12 protein-coding genes and 2 riboswitches are annotated in these 13,036 nt (G+C 52.7%); of the genes, 5 read left to right on the top strand and 7 right to left on the bottom strand.

From position 1 onward, the window contains the following. Nucleotides 1-89 precede the first annotated feature (89 nt). Nucleotides 90-569: a peroxiredoxin gene (locus tag RIC05_RS09110; RefSeq protein WP_350040916.1), complete on the top strand. Its 480-nt coding sequence runs from the start codon at nucleotides 90-92 to the stop codon at nucleotides 567-569. Between the two features lie 87 nt (nucleotides 570-656). Here RIC05_RS09110 and RIC05_RS09105 read toward each other — a convergent pair whose 3' ends face one another. From RIC05_RS09105 to RIC05_RS09075, 7 genes are all read right to left on the bottom strand, one after another. Further along, a complete protein-coding gene (locus tag RIC05_RS09105; RefSeq protein WP_350040917.1) occupies nucleotides 657-1,061 on the bottom strand; it encodes a hypothetical protein in 405 nt (134 codons plus the stop codon). A gap of 209 nt (nucleotides 1,062-1,270) precedes the next feature. Further along, nucleotides 1,271-2,185 carry a protein phosphatase CheZ gene (locus RIC05_RS09100; protein ID WP_350046819.1) on the bottom strand — a complete coding sequence of 305 codons (915 nt, stop codon included), beginning with the start codon at nucleotides 2,183-2,185 and terminating at the stop codon, nucleotides 1,271-1,273. Between the two features lie 203 nt (nucleotides 2,186-2,388). Beyond that, nucleotides 2,389-3,885 (bottom strand): aminomethyl-transferring glycine dehydrogenase subunit GcvPB, encoded by a 1,497-nt coding sequence (gene gcvPB, locus RIC05_RS09095; protein ID WP_350046818.1) that lies wholly within the window; start codon nucleotides 3,883-3,885, stop codon nucleotides 2,389-2,391. Beyond that, nucleotides 3,882-5,237, bottom strand: a complete 1,356-nt coding sequence (gene gcvPA, locus RIC05_RS09090; RefSeq protein WP_350046817.1) for an aminomethyl-transferring glycine dehydrogenase subunit GcvPA — start codon at nucleotides 5,235-5,237, stop codon at nucleotides 3,882-3,884. The genes gcvPB and gcvPA overlap by 4 nt, the downstream gene beginning before the upstream one ends. Before the next feature lie 2 nt (nucleotides 5,238-5,239). Continuing rightward, the gene (gene gcvH / locus RIC05_RS09085; protein ID WP_350040921.1) at nucleotides 5,240-5,611 is read right to left on the bottom strand and encodes a glycine cleavage system protein GcvH; all 372 of its coding nucleotides are present in this window, start codon (nucleotides 5,609-5,611) and stop codon (nucleotides 5,240-5,242) included. A gap of 70 nt (nucleotides 5,612-5,681) precedes the next feature. Beyond that, nucleotides 5,682-6,794 carry a glycine cleavage system aminomethyltransferase GcvT gene (gene gcvT, locus RIC05_RS09080; RefSeq protein ID WP_350046816.1) on the bottom strand — a complete coding sequence of 371 codons (1,113 nt, stop codon included), beginning with the start codon at nucleotides 6,792-6,794 and terminating at the stop codon, nucleotides 5,682-5,684. 59 nt (nucleotides 6,795-6,853) lie between these two features. Continuing rightward, nucleotides 6,854-6,955: riboswitch (glycine riboswitch) on the bottom strand. Between the two features lie 3 nt (nucleotides 6,956-6,958). Continuing rightward, a riboswitch (glycine riboswitch) is annotated at nucleotides 6,959-7,059 on the bottom strand. A 90-nt stretch (nucleotides 7,060-7,149) separates the two neighbouring features. Then, nucleotides 7,150-7,704: a hypothetical protein gene (locus RIC05_RS09075; RefSeq protein ID WP_350046815.1), complete on the bottom strand. Its 555-nt coding sequence runs from the start codon at nucleotides 7,702-7,704 to the stop codon at nucleotides 7,150-7,152. Between the two features lie 242 nt (nucleotides 7,705-7,946). Here RIC05_RS09075 and ispH point away from each other — a divergent pair, with 242 nt between their 5' ends. The 4 genes from ispH to RIC05_RS09055 all read left to right on the top strand — a co-directional run bounded on the left by ispH (nucleotide 7,947) and on the right by RIC05_RS09055 (nucleotide 12,998). Next, on the top strand, nucleotides 7,947-8,894 hold the full coding sequence (gene ispH, locus RIC05_RS09070) for a 4-hydroxy-3-methylbut-2-enyl diphosphate reductase (RefSeq protein WP_350046814.1): 948 nt from the start codon (nucleotides 7,947-7,949) through the stop codon (nucleotides 8,892-8,894). 45 nt (nucleotides 8,895-8,939) lie between these two features. Further along, entirely contained in the window at nucleotides 8,940-9,908 is a 969-nt protein-coding gene (locus RIC05_RS09065; protein WP_350046813.1) for a homoserine kinase, read from the top strand. 12 nt (nucleotides 9,909-9,920) lie between these two features. Further along, the gene (rnhA, locus tag RIC05_RS09060) at nucleotides 9,921-10,370 is read left to right on the top strand and encodes a ribonuclease HI (RefSeq protein WP_350040926.1); all 450 of its coding nucleotides are present in this window, start codon (nucleotides 9,921-9,923) and stop codon (nucleotides 10,368-10,370) included. 228 nt (nucleotides 10,371-10,598) lie between these two features. Continuing rightward, on the top strand, nucleotides 10,599-12,998 hold the full coding sequence (locus RIC05_RS09055; RefSeq protein WP_350059753.1) for a putative bifunctional diguanylate cyclase/phosphodiesterase: 2,400 nt from the start codon (nucleotides 10,599-10,601) through the stop codon (nucleotides 12,996-12,998). The last annotated feature ends 38 nt before the right edge of the window (nucleotides 12,999-13,036 follow it).

The following is a 13,036-nucleotide window of genomic DNA, read 5'->3' as shown; positions in this document are numbered from 1 at the left end:
TTGAATATCCAACAAATTTGTAGTTTGATTCCCAACCATACGATCCATCGCGCAATCAACGGGATTGCGCAACCCATACGGAGATACCCATGACCATTTCAGTCGGCAATGAACTCCCGGACGTCACTCTTTTCCGCGCCACGAGCGATGGCCCGGAAGCCGTAAACTCCAAAGAATTCTTCGCAGGCCGCAAAGTCGTTCTGTTTGCTGTTCCTGGTGCTTTCACCCCGACCTGTTCGGCCAAGCATCTTCCGGGATTCGTCGCCAAATCCGACGAGATCAAAGCAAAGGGTGTCGATGAAATCGCATGCCTTGCATCGAACGATGCATTCGTCATGCAGGCATGGGCCACCAGCGAAAAAGCCACCGACATCACCATGTTGTCTGACGGTGATCTGGCATTTGTCGATGCAACCGGTCTGGAACTTGATCTGACCGGCCGTGGGCTTGGCAAGCGTGCCAACCGCTTTGCCATGATTGTCGATAACGGCAAAGTCACCCACCTTGCTGTCGAAGAGCCGGGCGCATTTGATGTATCAAGTGCCGAAGCCGTACTTGCAAAGCTCTAAGCTGAATTTTTGCAGGTAAAAGCACATAAAGCTCCGCAGGTAACTGCGGAGCTTTATTATATCTGAAGCCAAGACGACGTTGCGTGGTTAACGCGGCAAAAGAACCGGTATCGGGTCTGATTTGCTGTCATAGTCACACTCAAAGGTCGGGTTGGTGTGCTTTGCGATGAAATGCACAACCCCTTCCCGGAAGCTGCCTTTGATCGGCGACCAGCTCATGTAAACACCGCCGCGGCCGTCATATTCGCGAATATCGGGATCGCGCATCAGTTCCGAAAAACTGTGCCCAAGATCCTCTGTCGCGCCTGCGACGAGCCAAGATGGCTTTATCCCGCCATGCCACAGCAAATACACACCACCAACGCCATTCAGTTTAAGCTCTGAAATGTCATCGATCATGAAGAGGCGATAGTAGTCACCACGCGGGCTCTTCCGCCACTTAATATCCTGCGCCTTAGGCTGGCGAATAGCACCAAGAGACCAAAATCCCATAGTATCCTCCAAGCACGCTAAAACGCGTGCAACCGAATATCACACGCATCCCAACATCGCTTCTTATTCTTATAGGTATGAACCTACCCCAACATTTGTAAACGTTTAGTTGACGAAAGGCCCTGCTTGGACACCTTCACCCTTTTTCTTTGAAAGGGTTGGGTACGGTCACTCCCTAAATATAGGCAGAAACCCAAGATTTTTCACCGTTAATCGAACAATTTATCGATATCGTCCTGACTAATCCCCTCGCCCTGAAGCTGAGGACCGTTCAAAAGATCGGAATCGTCAGGCTCGCTTTCTTTGGCATCGCTTTCCGGAACCGGAAGATCGGCAAAGGCCTCTTCGCCCCAGATCGAGATCATATTGTGGACACGTTCTTCAACGAATTCCAGTGTCCGAACCACCTTGTTGATACGCTGACCTGTGATGTCCTGAAAATTGCAGGATTCAAAAATCTTTGTGACGATAAAGGCAATCTGTTCGACGTGATCTGCAACAAACTCGCTCGGTGCAGAGTTTTTCAACGTCATCGCCAGATCATCAATCTGTTCAGCCGATTCCAGAATGGTGTGTGTTGCCATCTCGGTATCTTTGACAATCGCATCCAACTCCGACGTCGCACTGACGATCCGATCATCGGACGCCTTGGGATGGCGAAGCGATGCAATCTGGACTTTGGCCTTGTGGATATGCTCGTTCATTTCGGCAATCTGGGTGCGAATCAATTCCAGATCATCCCGATCCGGTTCAGCTGCCCCGGGGCGATTGCTATGTGTGAAATTGCTCGAAACAGGTTCAGGCAACACATCAAGCGGCGTGTCATTTGACGCAACAGGTGCCGCAACATCTGCACTTACGGTACCGCCAGATGCCACAGCAGAACGCAATTGCGAAACTTCGCCACGCAGCGCACGGATTTCATCCAAAACAGCTTGTGTCAGCTCAGAGCCGCCTTCAGATGCATGTGATGATGGCTGTGAAGGCTTCATCGCCTCACCGGCACCAAGTCCGGCCTCAAGCGTCGGATCAAAAAAGGAGTCCGACCAATCTTCAACAACCCCACCTGTCCGTTCTTTTAATCGACGTTCGGCAGTGAATACTTTTTGCACGCGACGAGACATGACTGACTTCAAACCTCCGGAACGGGCAATGCCCGAACACATAATCCCCAAACACACCATTTACTGATGCCGTTCATTAGTACTTCAGACAAGTATAAGGGTTCAGATTGCAACAAGTCCAATGGGTTTCAAGTGCAAGTCATTGAAAAAGAACACCCCGGCACAGGGCCGGGGTGTTCTGAAATCGCAAGGTGCGTTGCTTATCAAGCCGTTTCCGGTTTCCAGCGCAACACAGGCTTCCGTGCAGCCGCTGTCTCATCCAGTCGACGACGCGGTGTCAGATAAGGTGCATTCTTAAAGAACTCCGCATCACCCGACTCGGCCTTGGCGACAAGCGACAGGATCGCATCGCAAAACTGATCGATCGATTCCTTGGTTTCGGTCTCGGTCGGCTCGATCAAAAGTGCCCCATGAACAACCAGCGGGAAATACATCGTCATCGGGTGGAACCCTTCGTCGATGATTGCCTTTGCAAAGTCCAGGGTCGAGACGTCGGTATCTTTCAGGAAGCTGTCGTCAAACAGGGCTTCATGCATGCAATATCCCGGGAAGGCGACGCTCAGTTTGTCTTTCAGACGTGCCAGCAGATAGTTGGCATTCAGAACCGCATCCCCGGATGCCTGACGCAAACCGTCCGCACCGTGGCTTTTCATATAGGTCAGCGCACGAACGAACATGCCCATTTGACCATGGAACCCTTTCAGACGACCAAATGGCTTTTTGCCATCTTCTTCATCTGCGGTTTCAACCAAGTGGAAACCGTTTTCGGTGCGAACAACATAAGGGATCGGCGCATAGGGTGCCAATGCATCTGAAAACACAACCGGACCAGAACCCGGTCCACCACCGCCATGCGGGGTCGAAAAGGTTTTATGCAGATTGATATGCATCGCATCAATGCCAAGATCAGCCGGGCGCACGCGTCCGACAATGGCGTTGAAATTCGCACCATCGCAATAGAAATACCCACCGGCTGCATGCACCAGATCGGCAATCTTGCGCACATCGCGTTCAAACAGACCGCACGTATTCGGGTTGGTCAGCATGATGCCAGCCACATCGTCGCCAAGCTTGGCCTCAAACGCCGCAAGATCAACACGCCCATCTTCGGTCGCAGGGATCGAATCCACCGTAAAGCCACAGGCCGCAGCCGTTGCCGGATTGGTCCCGTGGGCGGATTCAGGCACCAGAACACGACGACGGTTTTCACCGCGTGCATCAAGGGCCGCACGAATGGCCATCATGCCGCACAGTTCACCCTGCGCACCGGCAGCCGGTGACATGGAAACAGCCGGCATGCCGGTCAGAACCAGCAACCAATGTGCACATTGGTCAATCAGTTCCAGCGCCCCCTGTACCGTGCTTTCGGGCTGCATCGGGTGCAGATCGGAAATACCAGGCAAACGGGCGACTTTTTCATTCAGGCGCGGGTTATGCTTCATGGTGCAAGACCCCAGCGGGAAGAAGCCGGAATCAATCCCGAAATTCTTCTGCGACATGCGGGTAAAGTGACGCACCACTTGCGGTTCAGACAGGCCCGGAAGACCAACATCGCTTTCGCGGTCAAGTCCGCCAAGACGGGTCTTGGTCCCTTTGGGTTCTGGCAAATCAACACCGGTTCGGCCGGGTTGACCCTGTTCAAAGATCAGTTTTTCTTCCAGAACAAGTCCACGGTTACCGGTATGGGTTGTGAAGGTCATGCCAGCGCCTCCTTCAATGCGCCCACAAGGGCCGCGATATCTTCATCGGTGTTGGTTTCGGTCACCGCGATCAACAGATAATGATCCAGATCAGACCGGTTCGGATACAGACGCGACAGCGGAACACCGCCGAGAACACCCTTGGAAACCAAAGTTTCAACCACTTCTGCAGCCGGTTTGCTCAGCTTGACAGTGAACTCGTTAAAGAAGCTGTCATTGACAACCGTAACACCCGACACCGCATCAAGCGCATCGGCCGTCTTACACGCGTTTTCATGGTTCAACGTCGCCAAACGACGATAGCCATCTTCACCAAGCAAGCTCATATGAACCGTAAAGGCCAAGGAACACAGACCAGAGTTGGTGCAAATGTTCGATGTCGCCTTTTCACGGCGAATATGCTGCTCACGGGTCGAAAGTGTCAGAACAAAGCCGCGCTTGCCATCCTGATCAACCGTTTCACCGCACAGGCGGCCCGGCATCTGACGGACAAGCTTTTGCGTGGTGGCAAACAGACCGACATATGGCCCGCCATAGTTCAGCGCATTCCCGATCGACTGGCCTTCGCCGCAGACAATATCGGCGCCAAAACTGCCCGGCGATTTGATCGCACCAAAGGCAACAGCCTCGGTAAAGACCACAACCAGAAGCGCTCCTTTGGCGTGGCATACTTCTGCCAGTTGGGTATGGTCCTGAACACGCCCGAACACATCAGGGTACTGCACAACCACACATGCCGTCTGATCATCGATAAGATCATTCAATTCTTCGACAGAGGCCTGCTGTTCCGGATTGCCGTCGCGACCGGCAACTTCGGTATCGCTGTACTGGCAATAGGTTTCCGTTACCTCGCGGTAATGCGGGTGCACACCACCTGAAAGAACTGCCTTTTTGCGACGGGTCGCACGGCAGGCCATCAGGACGGCTTCGGCACAGGATGTTGCCCCATCCCACATCGACGCATTGGCAACATCCATGCCCGTGATCGATGCAACCTGGGTCTGGAATTCAAACAGATATTGCAACGTGCCTTGGGCAATTTCCGGCTGATACGGGGTATAAGCCGTCAGAAATTCGCCGCGTTGAATGATGTAATCAACCGTGGCTGGAACATGATGACGATAGGCACCTGCACCAAGGAAGCTTGGTACGCTGGACGCACCAATATTCTTGGATGCAAGGGCCATCATGTCGCGTTCGACCTGCATCTCGCCAAGGTGGCTTGGCAGATCAACCGGCGCATCAAGTAACGCACCTTCGGGAACGTCACTATAAAGCTCATCGACCGATGACGCCCCGATGGCTTCAAGCATCGCGGCGCGATCAGCGCGTGTCAGTGGGAGATAACGCATGCTTACAGACCTTCGACGAAGTCTTTATAGGCTGCTTCATCCATCAGCTCATCAAGCTGGGATTCGTCAGTCAGAGACATTCTAAAGAACCAGCCATCCGTTTCCGGGGCTTCATTGACCAGTGCCGGGTTAACGTCGAGATCTTCATTGATTTCAACAATCTCACCATCAAGCGGTGCATAAACATCACTTGCAGCTTTGACCGACTCAACAACAGCCGCATCGCCGTCTTTGGTCAGTTTTTTGCCGATTTCCGGGAGTTCGACATACACGATATCGCCCAGCGACTGCTGCGCGTAATCGGTGATGCCAACGGTTGCGATACCGTCTTCGAACTCGATCCATTCATGTTCCTGCGAGAATTTTTTAGTCATTGTCTTTGTCCCTGTTGATCGATTGTCTGCCAACGCGGCGATCAGCCGCTGATTTTGAAGTATTTCGGCCTTAGCCGCGGAAATAACGATGTGGTGCGAACGGAAGTTCAACAACCTCTGCCGGACGTGCCTTGCCGCGCACCATTAATTCGACCTTGGTACCCGGATCGGAAAATTCAATTGCCACATAGCCCATTGCAATTGGGCCATCGACGGTCGGCCCAAAGCCGCCACTGGTGATTTCACCAATTTCTTCGCCGTCGCTGTTCAAAATAGCGGTGTGTTCGCGTGCCGGCGCCTTGCCTTCGGGCTTGATCCCAACGCGTTTGCGATCAGCACCGTTTTCCAGTTGATCAAGGATGACATCAGCGCCCTTGAACCCACCTTCCACACGACGGCGTTTGTTAATAATCCAGTTCAGATCGCCTTCAACCGGGGTCGTGGTGGTGTCGATATCGTTGCCATACAGGCAAAGACCCGCTTCAAGACGCAGCGAATCACGTGCGCCAAGGCCAATCGCCTCGACTTCGTCTTCAGCCAGAAGTTTGCGTGCAAGTTCTTCTGCCGCGCTATCGGGAACCGAAATCTCATAGCCGTCTTCACCGGTATAGCCCGACCGGGTGACAAAGCACGGAATGCCCGCAATATCGAGCTCGGCAAAACTCATGAATTTCAGATCGGCGACTTCGGGGGCGAAGCGCGCCAGAACTTTTGCCGCTTCGGGGCCCTGTAACGCCATCAGCGCACGGTCGTAAATTTCTTCAAGAGCAACACCATCGCCAAGATTGGCCCGCATATGAACAATGTCATCATCTTTGCACGCCGCATTGATCACCAAAAACAGGCTCTCGCCGGCATTGGTAATCATGAGATCGTCAAGGATCGTGCCGTCATCATTGGTAAAGGTGGAATAACGTGTCCGGCCGGGTTTAAGAATTGCGATGTCACCGGGCACAAGCTTTTCAAGCTCGGCCACGCGGTTTTCACCGGTCAGGCGGACCTGCCCCATATGTGAGACATCAAACAAACCTGCTTTGGCACGGGTATGAAGATGTTCGCCTTTGACACCCAGCGGATATTGAACCGGCATATCATAGCCAGCAAACGGCACCATTTTGGCGCCCAGTTCTACGTGAAGGTCAAAAAGGGCCGTTTTAAGCAGTTCGGTTTGATGATTGGTCATCAAGGACTCCTGGACAGGCGTTGCGAAACATAGCCGACCGATGGCCGACCACGTTCCCCCTCTGTCTTGGAGCCTGAAAGAATCACAGCCGACTTGTCGAGACGGTCTGCTTACATCTTCGGCGAGACGAGCATCGATAAGATGCCGCCTACTTTCCAGAGTCCCATCTCCCCGCGGTCCGTTTGCCTGAGAGTTTCCGGGGTGGTTGCTCCTTCGGCGTCCGCGCAATCCGTTATGGACCGTGGCACTCTCCCACGGGGATCATTTGGGTATGCGTCCTTATACGGATTTCATCTCAGCCCGACCAGCCCCTAATTTCAGGCAATCGTCACAAGATGAATTCAACCGTAATTGGTTATTCCAGTCCGAAACGACGGTTATATTCGAGTTGATCCGCACTGAGCTGGAACCCGAGATAAATCTCGTAATTTGGTCCGGTCCAGACATCGTCAAGTGGCACGGAAAGGGTCACCTGCTCATCGCGGAACCGGGCCATATTCAGGTTCTCGGCAAATGGCATCGTCACATCAAACACGGATTTCTGAACGAAATTCCCGTTCGGATCACGAAGAGCCACAAAATACTTCAACGCCGCAACGCGGCTTTGTGCTGCCGGTCCAAGTTCGGCTGTGATGATCGGGCTGATGATGACATCAAGTGTCTTTTCATCAAGATCATAGCCACAATCACCAAGGTAACCGGTAAATTCGGCCTCGACGACAACGTCGGTCAAATCCTTGCCCGCACCATTAAACTGAACCATCTTTGCGGTATCTTTTGGCAAATAGGCCGATGGACAAACAGGAACAGGCTGCTCTTCAAACGGGTTGCTGCTGCATGCCGCCAGCAAGCCACCAAGCGAGACCACACCTAATACGCATATGCGTCGAAATCCGTTACCGATCGTCATCCAAGCCTCTATCAAACCAACTTTTTTCTGACCTATGCCTGTTTTGCATGGTCGGGGCGCAGTCTATTCTTTCACTGTTCTTGGCACAACCCGCTTCGCACGTCGCCACAAAATGAAAACAATGGCAACTTTCAAACATTGCAGAGTCATTGCGCCATGCGTTCAGGCGGGTTATGTAACGAGAACGTTTGAATTACTGTGTAAGGACAGCCTTGCACAATTTGGAAAGCCGGACCTGTATCATGCCTGACAAAGCCAACCTTCGGATCGTACTTGCCAACCCGCGTGGTTTTTGCGCCGGGGTCGACCGCGCGATTGAGATCGTTGAAAAGGCGCTCGAAAAATACGGTGCGCCGGTCTATGTCCGGCATGAAATCGTCCATAATAAATTTGTCGTTGATCGCCTGCGCGACATGGGTGCGGTTTTCGTCGATGAACTTGATGCGGTTCCAGATGGCGTTCCCGTGATCTTTTCAGCACATGGCGTTCCAAAATCCGTGCCCGAAGCAGCTGAGAGTCGCAATCTTGAGTATCTTGATGCGACCTGCCCACTGGTGTCCAAGGTCCATCGCGGGGCCGAACGCCACTACGCCGAAGGAAAACACATCCTTTTGATCGGCCATGCCGGTCATCCCGAGGTCGTTGGTACGATGGGGCAGTTGCCCTTGGGCAGCATGACGCTGATTGAAACCGAAGAAGACGCCGAAAATCTTCAGTTCGCCAATCCGGAAAACCTTGCTTTTGTGACCCAGACGACCTTGTCGCTCGATGACACGGCAAAGATCATCGAAATCCTGCAGCGTCGTTTCCCCTGCATTTCGGTGCCCAAAAAAGAAGACATTTGCTATGCGACGACCAATCGTCAGCATGCGGTCAAACTGATTGCCGAAAAGGCAGAAGCCATTCTGGTTCTGGGCGCGCCCAATTCATCAAATTCCAACCGTCTTGTTGAAGTCGCCAAACGCGAAGGCTGCAACCGGTCGGTTCTGGTCGAACGGGCCAAAGATATTGATTGGGAAAAGCTTGAAGGGATCAAAACCCTTGGCATTACAGCAGGCGCGTCCGCACCGGAAATTCTGGTCGAAGAAGTGATTGATGCTTGCCGTGAACGCTATGATGTGACGGTGGAAACCATCACGCTTACCAATGAAAACGTAACGTTTAAATTGCCGCGTCAGCTTGCAAGTTAAAGCCACGCATCTGCTTGTTTCCAAATCAGGACCACGATAAATCCTATGGCCGTCTATACCGACGTTTCAGACGAAGACATCGCTCGTTTTGTTGCCGAATATGATATCGGCGATGTCGTGTCGTTCAAGGGCATCGCAGAAGGTGTCGAAAACACCAACTTTCTGCTGCACACGACCCAGGCGCCTTTTATCCTGACCCTGTATGAAAAGCGCGTGAACCCTGACGACCTGCCATTTTATCTGGGACTGATGGATCATCTTTCGGCCAAGGGATTAAATTGCCCGACCCCGATCCATGGAACGGACGGCGTTGCATTGCGCCGCCTGTGTGGTCGCCCGGCGGCCATCACATCCTTCCTTCAGGGCATGTCGCCGCGCCGTATCTTGCCCCATCATTGTGCCGGGCTTGGCACATCTTTGGCGCAGCTCCATACCGCCGGGCAGGATTTTGAAATCCACCTTCCCAATGCGCTCAGCGTCAAAGGATGGCGTCCGCTGTTTGAAAGTTGTCAGGATCACGCTGACGATGTCGAACCGGGCCTTGGCAAAATGATCAGCAACGAGCTTGATTACCTTGAAGCCAACTGGCCGCATGCCCTTCCCAAAGGCGTCATTCATGCCGACCTTTTCCCGGACAATGTTTTCTTCTTCCCGGGCAAGGAAGATGTATCTGGCCTGATTGATTTCTATTTCGCCTGCAATGATTTGCTTTGTTACGACATCGCGATTTGCATGAATGCCTGGTGTTTTGAACCTGACAACAGCTTTAACGTCACCAAGGCCAAGAACCTTTTGTCACAATATGGCAAGGTCCGCGCACTTTCGGATGCCGAACTGGCCGCCCTTCCCATCTTGGCACGCGGTGCCAGCCTGCGCTTTTTGCTGACCCGTCTTTATGACTGGGTCAACACACCAAAAGACGCGCTGGTGACGCCCAAGAACCCCCGTGAATATATCGGCAAGTTGCGCTTCCATCAGAAGGTGGAAAACGCATCGGCCTATGGTCTTGATTAAGGACACGCCTGAATGACTTCGAATACCGGTGATGATAATCACGTCGAGATCTACACCGACGGCGCCTGCAGCGGAAATCCCGGCCCCGGCGGCTGGGGCGCGATCCTTCGGTTTAAGGGCGTTGAAAAAGAACTGTCGGGCGGTGCGCCTGAAACCACCAACAACCGAATGGAAATGATGGCGGCAATCAGTGCGTTAGAAGCCCTGAAACGTCCCTGTGTGATCAACATCTATACCGACAGCAGCTATGTCCGCGACGGCATTACCAAGTGGATTTTCGGCTGGCAGAAACGTGGCTGGAAAACCGCGGACAAGAAGCCTGTCAAAAATGTTGAACTGTGGCAGCGTATGCTTGAAGCCCTGAAACCCCATCAGGTTGACTGGCACTGGGTCAAAGGACATGCGGGACACCCCGAGAACGAACGGTGTGATGAATTGGCCCGTCAGGCGATCCCGAAATAAAGTTATTTACATGCAAATTGCCTCAACTGCTTGAAGCTTAAACACTTCATTCCAAAATAGATGGGTCAGGAAGCATGAACTTTTTATTTATCAGTAAAACAAAATCAAACTTGCGTTTCGACCAACTTCCGGGTTGATTTGAGTCTGACATAGGAGTGTTGGCTCCCATACAAAGGTCGAGTACAGTATATCTGACTAGACTAAGGTTGAGTGCCCAGGAGAGAACGCTTGTCGCGCGGATCGTACGGCTTTTTACAACGGAAGTCCCTAAGTAGTCGGCTGCTATTCATAGCATTGCCGCTGGTTTCTCTGTTCTCGCTCGCGCTGTTTATTGTTTTTGGCTATGTCAGTTACAAGGTCCTTCGGGATGATTTGAATGGCAAAGTCGAACAAACGGCGGACATTAATGCACGCGTTCTTGCCACGCCTTTCTGGTATCTCGACGTTGATAATATCGAGTCTGCATTGAACGCCATGGCGCGTGATCGCGACATTGTTGCCGTTCAGGCCCTTGGTGCCGATGGTACTGAATTTGCCCATACCGGCGTTTCCCAATCCGAATTGAACGACACGCTGCGTCTATCGCGCCGGGTCTATTTTGAACGCAACAATGTCCGCCATGATGTTGGCGAACTTGTGATCTACTTCACGGATGCCCGCGTTCAGGATTTGCTGTTCCGCCGTATCGCGATTGACATGATCCTGTTTGGATTGCTGATTTCGGTTGTGGCTGCCAGCCTTCTGATTGCCAACAAACGCTCGATCAAAGAACCACTGAACCGATTGCTCCATTCCATTCGAATGACCAAACATGGACGCTTGCGCCGCCCTGTTGAATGGAACAGCTCGGACGAGCTTGGCCTTTTGATCCGTGAATATAACGAAATGGTCGCCCTGCAAGGTCAGGCACAGGAAGAAGCCCAGCGGAAACAGGCCCTTCTTGAAGCGACCCTTCACAATATCGGCCAGGGCATCTGCCTGTTTGACCAAGACCTTAATCTGATGGTCTGGAACGAACGCTATATCGAACTTTTGAATCTGCCCCGTGATCTGGTCAAAGAAGGCACGCCGCTTTCTGATATCCTGAGTTACAACGGCGAACGCGGTGAATATGGCGATGTCAGCATTCAGGCCCTGATTTCCGATCGCGTTGCCATTGCCCGCCGTCGCGAACCCTATCGCATGGAACGCACACGTCCAAATGGCCGGGTTATTCAGGTTGATCACAATCCGATGCCTGGTGGTGGCTACGTTGCTACATATACCGACATTACCGAACGTAAACAGACCGAAGCCCGCATGCGCCATCTTGCCGTGCATGACGTGCTGACCAGTCTGCCGAACCGGACCCTGTTCCTTGACCGTCTGCGTCAGGCATTGCTTTCCGCACGTCGCTTCCAGCGTGGCGTGACGGTTCTGTTTGTCGATCTTGACCGGTTCAAGGACATCAATGATCACTTTGGTCACGATGTCGGCGATCTGATGATTCAGGAAATGGGCCAGCGTCTGTCACGTATCATCCGGGATTCCGATACTGCCGCACGCCTTGGCGGCGATGAATTCGCCATTATCCAGACCGACGTTCAAAATATCGAAGACACCATCGTCCTTGCCCAGCGCATCATTGACGAACTGTGCCAGCCCTTTGACTGCCGTGGCATTCGCCTGCATTCAACGGCCAGTGTCGGCATCACCCTGTTCCCCGAAGACGGCGAAAACCCGGAACAACTGGTCAAAAACGCCGATATGGCGATGTATGCCGCCAAGGCCGAAGGCCGGAACAATTACCGCTTCTTCCTGCCGTCGATGCACGAGCGGGTCAAGGAACGCAAAACCATCGAAGAAGATCTGCGCAATGCGCTCGAACAGGATCAGCTTGAACTTTACTATCAGCCCAAAATTGACTGCCGCACCGAACGGGTTGTTGGTGCCGAGGCGCTTGTGCGCTGGCATCATCCGGAACGCGGCCTGATCCTTCCGGGCGAATTCATCTCTGTCGCCGAAGAATGCGGCTTGATCAACCGTCTTGGCGCATGGGTTCTTGAAAAGGCCTGCAAACAGACGCAGATCTGGCGCGATACAACTCTGCCGGGATTGCGGATTGCTGTGAACCTGTCCCCGGCCCAGTTCCAGGATGCGGAACTGGTGGCAAGTGTGACCAAAATCGTCAAGGACACGGCCCTTCCGGAAGGCACGCTTGAACTTGAAATCACTGAATCCATCCTGATGAACAATCCGGAAAAAGCCGTCTCGACTCTCAAAGAACTCAAGGCACTTGGCGTCACGATTGCCATTGATGACTTTGGCACCGGCTATTCATCGCTGAACTATTTGAAACGGTTCCCGGTTGGTTCGATCAAGATCGACAGATCGTTTGTCAACGATATCCATGTGGATCTGGATGACAAGGCGATTGTCGATGCGGTAATCGGGCTTGGGCATAGCCTTAACCTTGAAGTCGTTGCCGAGGGCGTGGAAGAAGTCGAACAGCTTGTCTATCTGCAAGAAAAAGGCTGCGACTTCATTCAGGGGTTCCTGTTCTCAAAACCGCTTCCGGCCAGCACCTTTGAAAGCTGGGTAAGCGAACGCCAGAACAATGAACCGGCACGGATCGCAGCCAAATCCTGATCGTCCTTATTCCTCGCCTGATTGAAAACAGAAAACGG

The sequence above is a fragment of the Thalassospira sp. genome (genome assembly GCF_040218635.1).
GTDB lineage: Bacteria > Pseudomonadota > Alphaproteobacteria > Rhodospirillales > Thalassospiraceae > Thalassospira.
This window is presented reverse-complemented; position numbering and strand designations above follow the sequence as displayed.